Annotated in this window: 11 protein-coding genes and 1 tRNA gene; 5 read left to right on the forward strand and 7 right to left on the reverse strand. The window is 59.4% G+C overall.

The annotated features are described in order from the left end of the window. Positions 1-211: 211 nt before the first annotated feature. Genes AB1E42_RS04325 through AB1E42_RS04345 form a run of 5 tightly spaced genes read right to left on the reverse strand, consistent with a single transcriptional unit; the run spans position 212 to position 5,440 of the window. Positions 212-1,555, reverse strand: coding sequence for an NAD(P)/FAD-dependent oxidoreductase (locus tag AB1E42_RS04325; protein ID WP_368345773.1), 1,344 nt, complete (start codon positions 1,553-1,555; stop codon positions 212-214). After that, entirely contained in the window at positions 1,552-2,307 is a 756-nt protein-coding gene (locus AB1E42_RS04330) for an NAD(P)-binding domain-containing protein (RefSeq protein ID WP_368345774.1), read from the reverse strand. The genes AB1E42_RS04325 and AB1E42_RS04330 overlap by 4 nt, the downstream gene beginning before the upstream one ends. Further along, a complete protein-coding gene (locus AB1E42_RS04335) occupies positions 2,307-3,803 on the reverse strand; it encodes an aldehyde dehydrogenase (RefSeq protein WP_368346365.1) in 1,497 nt (498 codons plus the stop codon). Before AB1E42_RS04335 ends, AB1E42_RS04330 begins: the two co-directional genes overlap by 1 nt. 3 nt (positions 3,804-3,806) lie before the next feature. Continuing rightward, a complete protein-coding gene (locus AB1E42_RS04340; protein WP_368345775.1) occupies positions 3,807-4,724 on the reverse strand; it encodes a dihydrodipicolinate synthase family protein in 918 nt (305 codons plus the stop codon). 8 nt (positions 4,725-4,732) lie between these two features. Further along, positions 4,733-5,440, reverse strand: coding sequence for a GntR family transcriptional regulator (locus AB1E42_RS04345; protein ID WP_368345776.1), 708 nt, complete (start codon positions 5,438-5,440; stop codon positions 4,733-4,735). A 155-nt stretch (positions 5,441-5,595) separates the two neighbouring features. On the opposite strand from AB1E42_RS04345, the gene AB1E42_RS04350 reads away from it, so the two are divergent. Together AB1E42_RS04350 and AB1E42_RS04355 are read left to right on the forward strand one after the other, a co-directional pair. Beyond that, positions 5,596-6,546 (forward strand): GlxA family transcriptional regulator, encoded by a 951-nt coding sequence (locus AB1E42_RS04350; protein ID WP_368345777.1) that lies wholly within the window; start codon positions 5,596-5,598, stop codon positions 6,544-6,546. 140 nt (positions 6,547-6,686) lie between these two features. After that, positions 6,687-8,831, forward strand: a complete 2,145-nt coding sequence (locus AB1E42_RS04355; RefSeq protein ID WP_368345778.1) for a DEAD/DEAH box helicase — start codon at positions 6,687-6,689, stop codon at positions 8,829-8,831. A gap of 552 nt (positions 8,832-9,383) precedes the next feature. Here AB1E42_RS04355 and AB1E42_RS04360 read toward each other — a convergent pair. Beyond that, the gene (locus AB1E42_RS04360; RefSeq protein ID WP_368345779.1) at positions 9,384-9,812 is read right to left on the reverse strand and encodes a putative quinol monooxygenase; all 429 of its coding nucleotides are present in this window, start codon (positions 9,810-9,812) and stop codon (positions 9,384-9,386) included. Between the two features lie 97 nt (positions 9,813-9,909). Then, positions 9,910-11,166 carry an HD domain-containing phosphohydrolase gene (locus AB1E42_RS04365; RefSeq protein WP_368345780.1) on the reverse strand — a complete coding sequence of 419 codons (1,257 nt, stop codon included), beginning with the start codon at positions 11,164-11,166 and terminating at the stop codon, positions 9,910-9,912. A gap of 654 nt (positions 11,167-11,820) precedes the next feature. Between AB1E42_RS04365 and AB1E42_RS04370 the strand changes: the two genes are divergently transcribed. The 3 genes from AB1E42_RS04370 (at position 11,821) to AB1E42_RS04380 (ending at position 15,921) form a co-directional block, all read left to right on the forward strand. Continuing rightward, positions 11,821-11,894, forward strand: a tRNA-Gly gene (locus tag AB1E42_RS04370). Positions 11,895-12,092: 198 nt separating this feature from the next. Continuing rightward, positions 12,093-13,886: an ABC transporter transmembrane domain-containing protein gene (locus AB1E42_RS04375; protein WP_368345781.1), complete on the forward strand. Its 1,794-nt coding sequence runs from the start codon at positions 12,093-12,095 to the stop codon at positions 13,884-13,886. Between the two features lie 142 nt (positions 13,887-14,028). After that, the gene (locus AB1E42_RS04380) at positions 14,029-15,921 is read left to right on the forward strand and encodes an acyl-CoA synthetase (RefSeq protein WP_368345782.1); all 1,893 of its coding nucleotides are present in this window, start codon (positions 14,029-14,031) and stop codon (positions 15,919-15,921) included. Position 15,922: the final 1 nt, after the last annotated feature.

Below are 15,922 nucleotides of genomic sequence, written 5' to 3' on the forward strand. Positions count from 1 at the left end.
GACATTGCGCAAGCCGCGCATTGGCGGGTCGCGGTACGGCGATCCCTGATACATGTTGCAGAGCTTTATGCCAGCCAAATACGCCAATGTTCAGATCGGTACGCTGCATTCCGACCAATCGCCGTGCCGGGGGGCGGCCCGGCGATGCGCGGCGGCCTGCGGCCTTGATTCCGCACGGGAACAATTTCCGCCAAGGGCTCCAAGCAGACCTTTAGTCCGACCGTGCGCGCCATTCCTTCCATCGTAGGACGGTGTTGGCTCCCAAATCGCGGAAGAGGCGCGGTGGAAGGGTCTTGGCCTGTGGTTCTGCAGTGAAGTGATCGGTGATGGCAGAAGTCACGCCACAAGCAAGTTCTGCCGCACCCATGCCGGTCAGGGTGCCGCGCGCGGTGCCGAGGCCGTTTTGTACACAGCCGGAAAAGACGCCGTCTGCGATCTCGCGCATGTGCGAGACGCCGTTCATTGTGAGGCAGAGGTGGCCCGCCCATATGTGCTCCATTTTCATGCCTGCAAGCTGCGGGAAGCGGCTGTCGAACTTGGCCTGCATGGTGCGGGCGGCGCGGGCGAGATCGGTAGCGCGGGTTTCCATGCCGGAGCGCAGGACGGCACAGGTGCGGGTGATGATGCGGTTGCCGCCTTGGGCGGTGTCGATCCGGCGCAGCGTGGTGCCCATCGGATCGGACGGGGTGATGCCCCAGCGGTGCTGCCCGCCGAGCTTGTGCAGCGCTTCAGCATCCAGCTCAGGTGTCATGGTGGCGAAGAGGAAAAGCTGCATCAAGCGGCCCCGTTGAACGCCGAAACTTTCCAGATGGCCGTTGACGGTGAGAATGACCTTTTCCGTGCGGATCGTGCCATTGGCTGTTCGAACGGTCCATCCCGATCCCTCCCGCGAGAAGGCGATAACGGGACTGTTCTCGAACAGGGCGACACCGTCGCGGCGGAGGCCGTCGGCGAAGGATTGGACGTAGCCAGCCGGTTGCAGCATCACCGTGCCGGGGGTGTAGAGGCCGGAGAGGTAATGGCGGCTGCCGGTGATCTCGGCCATCGCCTGTGCGTCCAGCATTTCGGAGCCTTCGCCAAGGCTTTCGAGATGGGCGGCGTAGCTGAGATTATGGGCATGTGCAGCGGGGCTGGCGGCGCCGTTGATCTTGCCCGCGCGATCGAAATAGGCGGGAGGGATGGCGAAGTCGTCTACCGCGCCGGCGGCGAATGCCTGTGCTGCGCGGTTGAGTGCGATGACGGTGCGGTCATCGCCGCTGCCTGCGTAATCCTCGCTGGTGAGTTCGTGCGGCAGGTCGATCATGAAGCCGGAATTGCGGCCTGCTGCGCCGGTGGCAATGGTGCTCGCATCAAGGAGCGCGATACGGGCTTCAGGCGCCAGTTGGCGCAGGCGGCGGGCGGCAGACAGGCCAGCAAAGCCCGCGCCGATCACGGTAAAGTCTGCGGTGTGCGTGCCTTCGAGCGGGGGCGCGGGCGTTCGCGGCGGGAGAATTGCGCTCCACGCGGCGGGGCCGCGATGAACGGGCAAGCGACGGGCGCGGAACTCGGTTGTCATGCGTCGGGCAGTCCAAGGCGGGGGCGGAAGGCATCAAGGCCGCGGGTCAGCTCGGTACGCGCCGGTGCCATGTGATCGCGCAAGGTGGCGTTGAAGCCGCCTTCGGTGGAGAGGCTGTCCAGCGCGGATTGGACCTCGCCTGACCCATCAAAGCGCATGCCGCGGAAATAGCCTGCGATCAGGGCCGCGACATAGGCTTCCGCACCCGCTGCGTTGCCTGTCAGACCAGCGAGCCAATCGGCGGTATGCTGGATCTCGGCCAAGACGGCCGAGGAGAGCGCACAGGCGGCCATGTGTGCGTTGAAGCCATCCTGCGTGGTGCAGGGGACGATGATGTTTTCGCCACCGAAAAGCGCCGCAACGCTGCCGGAATCGGGGTAGACGGGCAAGGGACAGCCGCCTTGATCGATGAAGGGAAGCGGGATGGTGAGCGAAATATTGGTAGCGGGCGCACAAAGGGGCGCGACGCGGGCAAGCGGCATGTCGGCCATGACCGAGATGACTTGTTGATCGGCACGGAAGGGGAGTGTGGGCAGCACATCTTCAGCAACATCTGCCATGAGGCATAGGACGACAGTGCTGCTCAGGGCTGTGACCTCCTCGTTGCTTGCGACCGAAACATCGGGCAGTTGGGCAAGCTCAGTGGCAACGCGGGCGTTGCGCTCGGAGACGCGGATCGTGTGGCCGCGCCCAGTGAGGGCGCGGACCATGCAAGCGGCGATTTCGCCAGTGCCTATGAAACCGATATGCATCAGTCGACGGCCTCATCCGCGTCATCAGCCAGATCAATCCAGACGGTTTTCAGCTGGGTATATTGATCGTGGGCATGAATGCCGTTGTCGCGCCCGCCGAAGCCGGACTGTTTGAAGCCGCCGAACGGGGTGGAAATATCCCCTTCGCCAAAGCTGTTAACCGTGACAGTGCCAGCGCGGATGGCGCGGGCGCCGCGGATAGCGCGTTTGATATTGGCGGTGAAGATGGAGGCGCACAGGCCGTAGTCGGTGTCGTTGGCAAGCGCGATTGCTTCGTCAAAGCCGCTAACGGGGATCACGCTGAGGACAGGGCCAAAGATTTCTTCGCGGGCGAGGGTGCTGTTATTGTCCGCGACCTCGATCACCGTAGCCTCGACAAAGCCGTTCTCGGCCTTGCCGCCAAGGACAATGTTCTCGGCCTGATCGAGATAGCCGCAGACCTTATCGTAGTGGGCTTTGCTGACCAGAGCGCCCATGCGTGTCTCTGGGTCGAGCGGGTCGCCGACGTTCCACTGTTTGGCGTGGTGGGCGATGCGGACGAGGAGGTCGTCCTTGACCTTTTTGTGCACGATCAGGCGGGAGGAGGCGGAGCAGTTTTCGCCCATGTTCCAGAATGCGCCATTGACGATGTGCTGCGCGACGCGGTCGAGGTTTTCGGCGTCGTCCAAGACGATGGCGGGGTTTTTGCCGCCCATTTCCAGGGTGACTTCCTTGGCGTTGGATTCGGCGGAATAGCCGAGGAAGCGCTTGCCGGTCACGGTCGAGCCGGTGAAGGACACCGCATCGACATCCAGATGGCGGCCGAGCGGTTCGCCCACCTCGGCGCCACTGCCGGGCAGGACGTTCAGTACGCCACGAGGGAGGCCCGCCTCGGATGCCAGTTCCGCGATGCGCAGGGCGGTGAGGCTGGTTTCCTCTGCGGGTTTGACGATCACCGAGCAACCGGCGGCGAGCGCGGGGCCGATCTTCCACGCCAGCATGAGCAGTGGGAAGTTCCACGGCAGAACAAGGCCCACGACGCCCACAGGCTCGCGCAGCACCATGGAGATATGTTCGTCGCTCGCGGGGGAGACTTGATCGTAGATCTTGTCGATCAGTTCGGCGTGCCATTTGAGGCAGTTGATGGTTTCTGGCACATCGACCGTTTCGCAATCGAAGATGGTTTTGCCGCTGTCGAGGCTTTCCATCACCGCCAGTTCGCGGGCGTTGCGGGTGATCAGCTTGTACAGGCGGATCAGCACGTCCTTGCGCGCGGCAGGTGGCAGGCGGGACCAACGGCCATCGTCGAAGGCTTCCCGCGCTTTGAGAACAGCGAAATCCACGTCCTCCGCGCCACAGGCGGCCACCTCAGCGAGGGCTGTGCCGGTCGCGGGGTTGGTGGTGGTGAAGGTCTTGCCCGAGATGGCGGGGCGATAGCCGCCGTCGATGAAAGCGCCAGAAGGGAAGGCCATGCCGGAGGCTATGGCGTGGTATTCGTCGCGTGTCAGCAGTCCTATGGTTCAGCCCTCCGCACGGATGTCAGCAATGGTTTTCTTCAGCACGCGCACGACCTGTTCGAGCGCGCGTTTGTCGTCTTTGTTCAGCCCTTTGAGGGGTGGGCGCATCGCGCCAGCGTCGATCCCGTTCATGGTGACGCCGTGTTTGATCGTCTGGATGAATTTGCCGCCCTGTTCGAGGACGCGCATCAGCGGCATCATTGCGGACATGATCCGGCGGCCTTTGGCGAAATTGCCTTCGATGACGCAGGCCTCATAGAGCGCGACATGTTCTTCGGGCAGGAAGTTCGACCCGCCGCAGACCCAGAACGGGGCACCCCAAGCAAAGAATTCGAGCGCCTGATCGTCCATCCCGCAGCCAAGCTGGATATGCGGGTAGTCGCGGGCGAGGAGGTGGACGCGGTTGATATCGCCCGAGCTTTCCTTGATGCCGCAGAAATTACGGCTGCGGCCGACGCGATCAAGAAACTCCTCGCCCATCATTGTGCCGGTGCGGTGTGGGTAGTTGTAGAGCATGATCGGCAGATCGGCGGCCTTGTCGATGGCGAGCGCATTTAGCGCGTTTTCCCGGTCTGTCGGCACGGAATAGGGCGGGCTGGCGAGCAGGATCGCATCGGCGCCCATCTCGCGGGCACCGGAAGCGAGCGCGATGGAGTCGCTGGTCAGCATGGCGCCGGTGCCGATTACGAGCGGCAAGCGCCCCTTCAGTTGATCATGGGTGAAGCGCGCGATTTCCAGCCGTTCGGCGACGGTCTGGGCGTAGTTTTCGCCTGTGGAACCGCCGGAGATCAGGCCGTGCACGCCCTTCGAGATCAGAAACTCGATCACCTCTGCCAATGCATCCCAATTCACGGAATAATCGTCATGATAGGGGGTGACGACGGGGGTGTAGATGCCGTCAAATTTGAAAATGGGTGTCATGAGCTTTCTTACGCTGAGGATTGAGGGAAGGTGCCGAGCGGCGCGTCAAGGGCGGTGGGCATGACGAACATTTCGATTTGTCCGCGTGAGAGGTGCCAGTGGTCATGCGCCAATTGCGCGGCGCCCTCTTCGTCGCCTGTTGCTATGGCCGCGATTATCGCGTCGTGATGGTCGCTGGCGGTGGAGAGGTTATCCGCCATTTTGTTGTTTTGAGGGCGATAGAAGGTCATGCCGATCCGCGCATGGTCGATCAGCAGTCGGTTGAAGGATGGGATGAGGTAAACGTTACCAGCCATCTCGCCCGTAATCTCGTGAAAGCGGTTGTTGGCGAGGGCGCGCTGGGCGGCGTCACCCGAGCGGAGTGCCGATTTGAACGCATCCTGCGCGCTGCGGAGGCTCTCGATCTGCTGCAGCTGTGCGTTTTGCGCGGCGAGGCGCAGGACGGCGGAATAGATCATCGGGGCCGCAAGGAAGAAATCGCGTAAAGTGGTGTGCGACATCTCTGCGACGCGGGCACCACGACCTGCGTGAAGCTGCAGGAAACCCTCACCCGCCAGTTCGCGAAATACTTCGCGCAGAGGGGTGCGCGATAAGCCGAAGGTGTCGCTCAGGGCAACCTCGTCGAGATCCGCGCCGGGGCGGAGTTGCATCGTCAGGATCGACGTCTTCAGGTGCGACTGGAGCGCCTGCTTCCTGTCTTTGACCGTCTTTTCCAATTTGGCAGCCTCCTTTCAGGATCGGGGAGAAGTGATTCCATTTGTATTGGTGTTGTGTTTACAAATTATACATATTGTATTCAATCATGAATTATGCAGAAATATCGCATGGCCTCGCCTTGGCCCGTTTCCGTTCCTTGCCTCCGTAGTCGCGCATGACAAAGACACAGCATTTTGCCTTTGCATTGGTGGAAGAGTTTTCCCACCTCGCTTTCTCCTGTGCGGTGGAGCCATTGCGGATCGCTAATCTGATCAGTGGTGCGCCGCTCTATGAGTGGTCGTTCCTGTCAGAGGATGGCGAGCGGGCGACTTGCTCGAACGGGTCGGTGACGTTGGTACATCACTCATTTGCAGAGCCGCCGGCCTGTGACCGGCTGTTTGTTTTGTCGGGCATCAACATGAACAAGCATGTCACCAAGCCACTTGCCGCGATGTTGCGGCGGGAGAAGGCGCGCGGGCGAGCGATTGGGGCGCTGTGTTCTGCGGCGTGGGTGCTGGCGGAGCTGGGATTCCTCAATGGGCAGAAAGCGGCGATACACTGGGATTATCACGATAGTTTCATGGACCGTTTCCCCGCTGTCGGGTTGGTGCGGAATGTTTTCGTGGCCGATGAGAAGCACATCACGGCCTCTGGTGGCACGGCCACGGCGGATTTGATGCTGCATCTGATCGAAAAGGACCACGGCTATGACCTGTCGATCGCGGTGGCAGATCAGATGGTTTATACGGCGGCGCGTGAGGCGACGGCGGAACAGCGTGTCTCGCTCCAGTCACGTTCGGGGATGCGAAATGCCCATATGGCCAAGGCGATCCAGATGATGCGCGACAGCCTCGAAGATCCGATATCGCCATCGGTGATTGCAGCCGAGATCGGGATATCGACGCGCCAGCTGGAGAGACTCTTCGGGAAATACCTCAACACCTCGCCCAAGAAATATTACATGGAAATCCGGCTGGAGAGGGCGCGGCACCTTTTGGTGCAAACGGAAGCGTCGATCATTGATGTTGCGTTTTCCTGCGGTTTCGAAAATCCGGGCCATTTTTCGCGGGTCTATAAGGCAGCCTTCGGGATCACGCCGATGTCGCAGCGGAGCCGCCTGAGCTAGAGGCCTGCGACGTAAAATACCTATACATTAGCCGCCAGACCGGCTAAGTGCGGCGCTTGTTGCCCTGAATAGGCGCCCAGCGGCCGCCGATGAGACGTCTCGGCCGGATGAATTGCCCTCCCATAGAAAAGAACGATACTGTGAAACCGACCCTCCGCGAAGCGCTTGATGAGCGCGGATACACGACCCTAACCCCTGTGCAGAATGCTGTCCTTGACCCTGAACTTGCGGGGCGGGATTTGCTTGTCTCCGCGCAGACAGGGTCGGGCAAGACGCTGGCTTTTGGCCTTTCGATCGCACCGGAGCTGTTGGGGGATGTGGACCATTTTGCACCAGCTGCGACGCCTTTGGCACTGGTGATTGCGCCGACGCGGGAACTGGCTTTGCAGGTGAAGCGCGAATTGGCGTGGCTTTTCGAGAAGGCCGGTGCCGTGGTGGCCTCTTGCGTGGGCGGGATGGACATGCGCGACGAACGCCGCGCCTTGGCACGCGGGGCGCATATTGTCGCCGCAACGCCGGGCCGCTTGCGCGATCATATCATGCGTGGGTCGATTGACCTTCAGCAGGTTAAGGCGGTCGTGCTCGATGAGGCCGACGAGATGCTGGATCTCGGATTCCGTGAGGAACTGGAATTCATCTTGGGTGAAGTGCCAGAAGAGCGCCGCACTTTGTTGTTCTCCGCAACGGTTCCGGCTGCGATCAACGCGCTTGCGAAGCGCTACCAGAGCGATGCGCAGCGGGTGATTGTGAAATCGGAAGAAAAGCAGCACGCTGATATTGATTATCGGGCCTACCTTGTTGCGGATCGTGATGTGGATAACGCGGTGATCAATGCGCTGCGCTATTTCGAGGCACCCAATGCGATCGTTTTTGCCAACACGCGGGCGATGGTGAGCCGCCTTGCGACGCGGCTGTCGAACCGTGGTTTCCGCGCGGTGGCTCTTTCTGGTGAGCTGTCGCAGACGGAACGGACCCATGCGCTGCAAGCGATGCGCGACGGGCGGGCCGAGGTTTGCGTGGCGACGGATGTGGCGGCGCGGGGTATTGACCTGCCGAAGCTGGATTTGGTGGTGCATGCCGAATTGCCCACGAACCATGAAACATTGCTCCACCGCTCTGGCCGGACGGGCCGCGCGGGGCGGAAGGGCGTGAGCGCGCTGATCGTCACGAAGAAATCCCGCAAGAAGGCAGAGCGTATTCTGAAGGGTGCGCGGCTGACGGCGGCATGGAGCGACGCACCATCGGCGGAAGAAGTCGAGGCGCAGGACGATGTGCGCATGTTTGCGGATCCCGCTTGGGCCGAACCGATTGCCGAGACGGAAGAAGCTATCGTCGGGAAAATGACCGAGCGGTTTACGGCCACGCAGATCGCGGCTGCATATTTGCGGCTGCGGCGGACGCTGAGATCCGCGCCGGAAGAGTTGAGCAGCTCTGATGCGAAGCCCGAGCCGCGTGCGCCGTTTGGGCCAAGCGTCTGGTTCTCCATTTCAGGCGGGCGGGCTGTTGGTGCCGAGCCGCGCCGGTTGCTGCCGATGCTGTGCAAGGCTGGTGGGCTGGGCAAGGATGACATTGGTGCCATTCGAGTGCGGGCGGAGCAATCCTTCGTGCAGGTGCTAGAGGCCAGTGCGCCGAAACTGCTGGCAGCTGTTGGCGACGGTGGCGAGCTGGAGCCGGGTGCGCAGTTGCAGAAACTGGACGAAGCGCCGGATTTGGGCGGTGATCACAAGCCTGCACGCGGTGCGCCGAAGCGGCATGACAGCGGTGAGCGGCCATTTAAGCGCAAAGCGCGGGAGGAAGCGAAACCGCGCGTGAAGGCTGAACGCGCAAAGGCAAGCCCGCAGGAAGAGGAACTGCGTAAAGAGGCGGTCACTTCTTGGTCGCGTCCGGCCCCTGCGGCGAAGCCTCGCGACGGTGGCAAGCCGCGCGATGGCGCCAAGCCGCGGGATGGTGCCAAGCCGCGGGATGGTGCGAAGCCGCGTTTTGCCGATCGGGCGCGTGATGTTGGCAAGCCATTGCATGATCGCAAGAAGCGCGACGCTGGCAAACCGGGTGACGCAGGCAAACCGCGCGGTGGCAAACCCGCTTGGGAAGGTGGCAAGCCGCGGGATGGCGAACAGCCAGCGCGTCGGAAGTCGGACAAGGCGAGAGATAACAAGGGTAAGCCGGCAGGGCCGCCGCCCCCTACGGGCAAGCCCTCCAGCAAGAAAAACAAGGCGCGTGCAGTGGCTGCGACGACTGCCAAGCAGGATGCATCTGGGAAGAAGCGGCGCAAGGACAAGCCCTAACGGCAGGTTAATCCCGCATGTGCCGAGGCCGGAGCGACACGCCTGCGGCCTGTTCTTCCTGCTGAGGTGGGTGAAGTTCAGGGGCAGGCTGCATTTGATGCAATTTGCACCAGAAACGGCGTGCGCGGTTCGGCTTGCGGCGGGATATCACGCGCATGGATGTAGTGACCCCTTTGGACAGCGCGTAAGAGGGAAAGGCGGGCGGTATCTGTTGCCAGCAGCGCAGGTGACGCTCCGCCCGGGTAGCGTGCTTTAATCATCGGAACTGATGCGGCGGGGCCTGACCTTCCGTCGCTCAATCTGTGCGATCCGGCCGGATGGCGGCCTCGCGCTCGACTGTCTGGCGAAACGTCCCTGAAAACAGCGAAGCTACAGGGAACAACTGCCGATTTTGCCAATATTCCGGCCCAACTCTCGAGATCTTTTGCCGCGTTGGCAGGTCGGAGCTGGGGAAACTCGTTGTCACATGCCAACGGTTTTGCACCGCGCAGAAAGATGGTCGTGAAGCCCCAAAAAGGGGCTCCAAGGTTTTATACAATAGAAGGCGCTTTATTAGCGGTCGAACCCGCCGATTTGATCGTAGAAGGTCGCCCCAAAGCCCGCCAAACCTTCCCGAACGCCACCTTCGGCAGGGCCGTAGACCTGAAGCCCTGTTGGGGACAATATTGCCAGAAAACGTTCTGCAAAGTGTTCGCCAAAGTTGCCGAGATGGATACCTGCGTCAGCGTTGGTTTCGTAGCGTTCGTTGATGTGGATCATATTTCCCGAACGATGCCATTCGTATGACTTCGCGCCGGCTTCGGCCATCGTGGCTTCGACCATCTCTGCCATAAGCGCGTTGAAAGCATCGTCTTGGCCATCGGCCAATTCAACGGAAAGTGTCCATGCGATGTCATCTGTGTTTTCGGCCATTGCTGTCGTCATGAGTCCTCCAATCAGCAGTGCTGCTGTCGTTGCTGTTTTGATCGATTTGATAATCATTTCGGTTCCTTCGGTTTATCCGGCGATCTGGTTGTCGCCGTTAAAGCCAAGGTGCAGCAAAGTGGATTTCCGGTGTATCAGGAGTCTTCCCTATTTTTCACGAAATCTCTGAATCCATCACAATGCCGTGCTCCAGCGCGAATAACGCCAATGCGGGACGGGCGCGGATATTGGTTTTGTTGTAGATATTTTGAATGTGGTGATCGGCAGTTTTTGGGGAAATCCCAAGTGTATCTGCGATCTCGGCTGTGGTTTCACTTTTGGCGAGCCTCGAAAGCACCTGCGCCTCACGTCTTGTGAGGCCAAAGGGAATGGATCCCAGACTTTCGCTGACCATATGCCCCGCCGCTTGTAAAACGGCTGATACAGCCGAGGACAGGAACCGTTTGTCACGCCCTGCGGCGTTTAATTTTTCCGCAGCGACTTTCGCTGAAACTGGTGCGTTGTTGGGCATGCCGTGCGTGAGTTCGTCATACTCATTGGCAACAGCCAGGATATTTGAGGGCAGATCGCTCAGATGAATACCGCGATGGTATCCGGAACCATCAGCTCTTTCCTGAACGGATGCTGCGACTTTCGCCCATTGAGAAAACGGCTTGCCATGAGAGAGGTAGAACTGCGTTTGAAAGGGGTGCCTTTCCATTTCCAACCGTTCAGAAACGGCCAAGTCGGATTTCTTGTACCAGATCCGGTTGTTAATTGCGCATTTACCGAGGTCGTGCACTAACGCTGACAGCCGAAGGTTTTCGATGTCACCTTTTGAAAGCTTGGCGATTTGTCCGGCCCGTGCAGACAAACCTGCAACGCGGCGGGAATGACTAAGAAAGCATAGGGCCTTATTGTCTGTTATATCAGCCGCGATTTCAGCGAGGGTCACGCGACATTTCGGCGTCATGAGCACTCTCTCGCCGGGTTCGGCGGCAATAAAATTCTCGAACTCCGGAATTTTGCTCGCCTGTTTGAAAATCTCATCGGCGTGTTCCAAGAACTGGTCGCCAAGGTTGGGGTCGAGCTCGCGCCCAAGCTTTGCGGCAATAACTTCTTTGGCTCGTGTGGGGTTTTCCAAACGTCGCACCAGCTCTGCCATTTCTGTTATGCGGTGCAATCGTTGGAGGTATGGCAAGCTTTCTCCGCCATAAGGGAGAACTTTCGCGTCCCAGCGGCCATAATAGTACGGAAGACTTTCCAGAATCGCTTGCGAAATGGGCAGGCGCTTGGCCAATAGATGGGATTGTTTGCAGTGAGCGGTGGTGAAATCGGGGGCCGCAGTGGGCAATAGATCGCAAATGTTTTCGAACGCGGCGTCGCGCTCTTGTTCCGGGGCGTCAAGTGCCACGAAGCGATCAAGATGCATCTTTAGATCGTCCCGATCTGCCCAGTCTCCAAGCATGGTCGCGACTGCGAAGCCTTGGTCATCTCCGGCTCCCATCATCCCAGTTTCATGGCCAGTCACTGTGCAGCCAATAAATCGGACCAAGGCAATGTGATAGGCGTCTTTTTGTGTGGCGATATCGTCACCGAGCCGACGGGAAAATTCCGCCGCAACGACTGCTGCGGTCAATCCAGCACCTTGCGGCCGTCCGGTTGCAGCGTCTGCCGCGAGCGCAAGAACCCCCAAGCCTTCAGCAATGCCCGTTTTGGTTCCGCCTCCAAGCAATGCGGCTCCCAAGTTCGCTATTCGTGAAGCCGCCATCAGTTTTCCCCAAAAGATTGTCTACAAGGGGTATCATGGATTCCGTATTTGAGGGAGAAATTCGTGTAAGGTGCCTCGTCGATAGTTAGTTCGCCTTCACGCCGAATTCGCCAATTGCTGCCTGTGGTACACGCAGCAGCATCCGCCTATATGGGCCTTGAGCCGCCTTTAGGTGCGCATGTCATCTGCTTCCGCTTAGGGTCGATAGCGAAGTCGTGTCTCTTTAGACGCTCCGATCGAAAATCGCTTCAGTGATCTAATATGGCAGGTATCGGCTTGACGTTGTTAGGGACATTTTATATCCGCAAAAGTGCAGCGGGCGTTGTGTAATGGTAAGACCTCAGCCTTCCAAGCTGATGATACGGGTTCGATTCCCGTCGCCCGCTCCAAAATCTCCTTTGATGACATTTTGCTTAATTCGTTGCTCCGAAAGGGCACGATAGAGCTTGGGCGCCATATGTCCGGACTTTGCGGCATCGTATATGCCACCAGCAGCAAAGCTGCAGTCTTGCGCGAAAACGTGTGCCTGTGCTTGCTCTCACATTCGGCTCTGATTATGTGAGAGCGAGGTTACAAAAGGCGCGCCCATGTCCGATCCAACGATTAATCTTCTGGAAGAACGGGATGCGTCAAAGGAAATTGGCGCTTTGCGCGGTTTGTGGCCGTTCCTCAAACCTTATCGCTTGCTGATGACGGGGGCGGGGCTGGCTTTGGTCATCACGGCAAGCGTGTCGCTGGTATTGCCGTTGGCCGTCAGGCGTGTGGTCGACAATTTCGACGTCGCTGAAGTTGATCTGCTGGATCAATATTTCGAGGCTGCGATCGGGATCGTGCTGTTGCTCGCGGTTGGTACGGCGATCCGCTACTATCTTGTGACCCGTCTGGGCGAGCGCGTGGTGGCCGACATTCGGAAAGCGGTCTTCGAGCGCATGATCGGCATGAGCCCTGCCTTTTACGAAAAGATCATGACTGGCGAGGTCTTGAGCCGGATCACTACGGATACGACGTTGATCCTGTCGGTGATCGGGTCGTCTGTCTCTGTCGCGCTGCGCAATGTGTTGATCCTTTTTGGCGGAATTTCGTTGATGCTTTGGACCAGCGCCAAGCTGTCATTGATGGTGCTGTGGCCGATTCCGCTGATCATGCTGCCGATTATCGTGCTGGGGCGTCGGGTTCGGCGGTTGAGCCGCGAAAATCAGGATTGGATCGCGACGTCCTCCGGCGAGGCGTCTGAACTGTTGCTGTCCGCACAGACGGTGCAGGCTTTTACCCATGAAGACCGTTCCAACGCGAAGTTCGCCCGCGTGACCGAGCAGAGCTTCCTCTCCGCAAAACGGCGCATCGCCACCCGCGCGATCCTGACGGCGATTGTGATTTTCATCGCGGCGGGGGCTGTTGTTGGCTTCCTTTGGATTGGCGCCAATGACGTGCGAGAGGGCGCGATTTCGGTCGGTACCTTGGTGCAGTTCATGATTTACACGATCATGGTGGCAGGTGCGCTGGGCGCGTTGAGCGAGATCTGGGGCGAATTGCAGCGCGCCGCCGGCGCGACCGAGCGTTTGGTTGAGTTGCTGAATGCCAAAGATACCGTGCGTGAGACGGAAACGCCACTTTCGGCACCGGATATGCGCTCGGGCGAGATCATTTTTGACAATGTGGTTTTCCATTATCCGAGCCGCAGAAACATGGCGGCGCTGGACGGTGTGTCGCTGACCGTGAAGCCCGGTGAAACAGTGGCGCTCGTGGGGCCTTCGGGCGCGGGGAAGTCGACGATCATTCAGCTATTGCTGCGTTTTTATGATCCTGATCAGGGGAGTGTCAGGTTTGATGGTACCGATCTGCGTGAAATGGCGCGGAGTGATTTCCGCAGGCATCTGGCTCTGGTGCCGCAGGACCCTGTGATATTTGCAGATACCGCGCGGGAGAACATCCGTTTTGGCCGCCCCGATGCGACAGATGCAGAGGTTGAAGCCGCCGCGCGTGCTGCGGCTGCGCATAATTTCCTCGCTGCGCTGCCAGACGGCTATGAGAGCTATGTCGGGGAACGGGGCGTGATGCTTTCAGGCGGGCAAAAGCAGCGGATCGCGATTGCGCGCGCAATCCTGCGCAATGCGCCGGTGCTGCTTCTCGATGAGGCCACGAGCGCGTTGGATGCTGAGAGCGAACGTGCGGTGCAAATGGCTGTTGATGAGCTGGCAAAAGACCGAACCACGATCATCGTCGCGCACCGCTTGGCGACGGTGAAAAAGGCAGACAGGATTGTTGTCTTTGAAGAGGGGCGGATTGTCTCTGAGGGGACACATGCGGAACTGGTACGCGAAGGCGGCCTGTACGCGCGACTGGCCGAGCTGCAGTTTACCGATGGCGTAGCGGCGGAGTAGGGGAGCCGGGCGCTATTGCGGTCAACCTGACCGGATCACGTTGCGTCTCTTCTGCCGCTATGGTCTTGCCAGCAAGCAAAGATTTCCCCATCGTTGATCTCCAAGAACACGCGGTCAAAACGCGGATCAGGGAGGAGATTTAATGGGATACGCTACGATTGAAGATCGCGACGCCATTCAGAACGAAAGTGAATGGCCGGACCGCGCGCTTCCGGATACACTTTACGGACTGCTCAACGGAACGGCGACGCGCTTTCCGCATCGCGCCGCTTTCACCTTTCAGCTGACATCCGGCCCGACGGACAAGGATGAGACGCTCACCTGGCAACAGCTGCATGACAAGGCCTGCCAAGCGGCTAACATGTTCCGGTCATTGGGTATTGGCGAGAATGACGTCGTGGCATTCGTGTTGCCGAATGCGACCGAGACGGTTCTGACCTATTTGGGGGGTGCCATCGCGGGGATTGTGAGCCCGATCAACCCGCTGCTGGAGCCTGAGCAGATCGGGGCGATCTTGCGGGAAACGGGCGCTAAAGCGGTTGTCACGCTGCGGGCCTTTCCGAAAACCGATGTGGCTCAGAAAGTTGCCAAGGCGGTTTCGCTGGCGCCGGATGTGAAAACGGTGATCGAGGTTGATCTGCTGCGCTACCTGACCGGCGCGAAGCGGTTGATCGTGCCGTTGATCCGCCCGAAGAACCCCGTTGCGCACAAGGCGCGGGTGATTGATTTCAATCGCGAACTGGAGAAGCACCCTCCGCGGTTGGCGTTTGAAGATGCGGCTGGTGACCGGATTGCGGCCTACTTCCATACTGGCGGGACGACTGGCATGCCGAAGGTGGTGCAGCATCGGTATTCAGGGATCATCTACAATGCATGGCTCGGGCAGCGGCTCTTGTTCACCGAGGACGATGTTCAAATGTGTCCGATGCCTTTGTTCCATGTCTTTGCGACAATCGTTGCGTTTGGTGCCTCGCTTGCATCGGGCGCGCAGATCGTATTCCCGACGCCGCAAGGTTATCGGGGTGACGGCGTTTTTGATAATTTCTGGAAATTGATCGAGCGGTATAAGGCGACCTTCGTGATCACCGTGCCCACAGCGATGTCGGCTTTGATGCAGCGAAAGGTTGATGCGGATATATCCTCGCTGAAGCTGGTTTTCTGCGGATCGTCGCCTTTGCCTGTCGAGCTTTATAACCGTTTCGAAGCGGCTGCGGGTGTGACGATCTGTGAAGGTTATGGATTGAGCGAGGCAACCTGCCTTGTGTCGATCAACCCGCCTGACGGGGTAAAGAAGATCGGCTCCGTCGGTATTCCGTTCCCGTATACGGATGTGAAGATCAAGTCCGTAGAGAGCGGCGAGGAGTGCGCGGTTGACGTGATTGGCGAGATTTGTGTCTCCAATCCCGGTGTCGCGATGGGAGCGACCTATTCGGAGCCGAGCAAGAACGAAAACCTCTATTACCCCGGGCATTTGGGGGAGCATCAGTATCTGCGTACGGGAGATTTGGGGCGCATTGATCCTGATGGGTATTTGTGGATCACGGGGCGGGCCAAGGATTTGATCATCCGTGGTGGCCATAACATTGATCCGGCCCAAATCGAGGAGGCGCTAGCGGCGCATGAAGCGGTTGCGTTTGCAGCCGCGATTGGCCAGCCAGACGGATATTCCGGCGAGTTGTCATGCGCCTATGTAGAGCTGGTTGACGGCGCATCGGTTTCGGTGGACGCACTGAGGGAATTTGCCAATGAGCGCATCCCCGAAAAGGCGGCCCGTTTGAAATATGTCGAGATCGTTCCCGAGATACCAAAAACCGCTGTTGGAAAACCGCTGAAAAACGAGCTGCGCAAACTGGCGATCCGCCGCGTGTATAACGAGGCGCTTTCGCATGCCGAGGTGGGCGCCGAAGTTTCAGAGGTGATCGAAGATAAGAAGCGCGGGCTGGTGGCGCAGGTGGTTCCGGCGGGAACGGTGTCAAAAGAGGACGTGGCAAAGGCGCTGGGTGACTTTACGCGGCCTTGGGAGTGGAACGGCTAGC

Origin of the sequence: Pelagovum sp. HNIBRBA483, assembly GCF_040931995.1 — a bacterium.
In the GTDB taxonomy this organism is placed as follows: domain Bacteria; phylum Pseudomonadota; class Alphaproteobacteria; order Rhodobacterales; family Rhodobacteraceae; genus JAEPMR01.

Excerpts from the sequence above, each read along its gene's own strand:
- AB1E42_RS04325 (WP_368345773.1), bottom strand. The coding sequence starts at position 1,555 with ATGACAACCGAGTTCCGCGCCCGTCGCTTGCCCGTTCATCGCGGCCCC.
- AB1E42_RS04330 (WP_368345774.1), bottom strand. The coding sequence starts at position 2,307 with ATGCATATCGGTTTCATAGGCACTGGCGAAATCGCCGCTTGCATGGTC.
- AB1E42_RS04340 (WP_368345775.1), bottom strand. The coding sequence starts at position 4,724 with ATGACACCCATTTTCAAATTTGACGGCATCTACACCCCCGTCGTCACC.
- AB1E42_RS04350 (WP_368345777.1), top strand. The coding sequence starts at position 5,596 with ATGACAAAGACACAGCATTTTGCCTTTGCATTGGTGGAAGAGTTTTCC.
- AB1E42_RS04360 (WP_368345779.1), bottom strand. The coding sequence starts at position 9,812 with ATGATTATCAAATCGATCAAAACAGCAACGACAGCAGCACTGCTGATT.
- AB1E42_RS04365 (WP_368345780.1), bottom strand. The coding sequence starts at position 11,166 with ATGCATCTTGATCGCTTCGTGGCACTTGACGCCCCGGAACAAGAGCGC.
- AB1E42_RS04375 (WP_368345781.1), top strand. The coding sequence starts at position 12,093 with ATGTCCGATCCAACGATTAATCTTCTGGAAGAACGGGATGCGTCAAAG.
- AB1E42_RS04380 (WP_368345782.1), top strand. The coding sequence starts at position 14,029 with ATGGGATACGCTACGATTGAAGATCGCGACGCCATTCAGAACGAAAGT.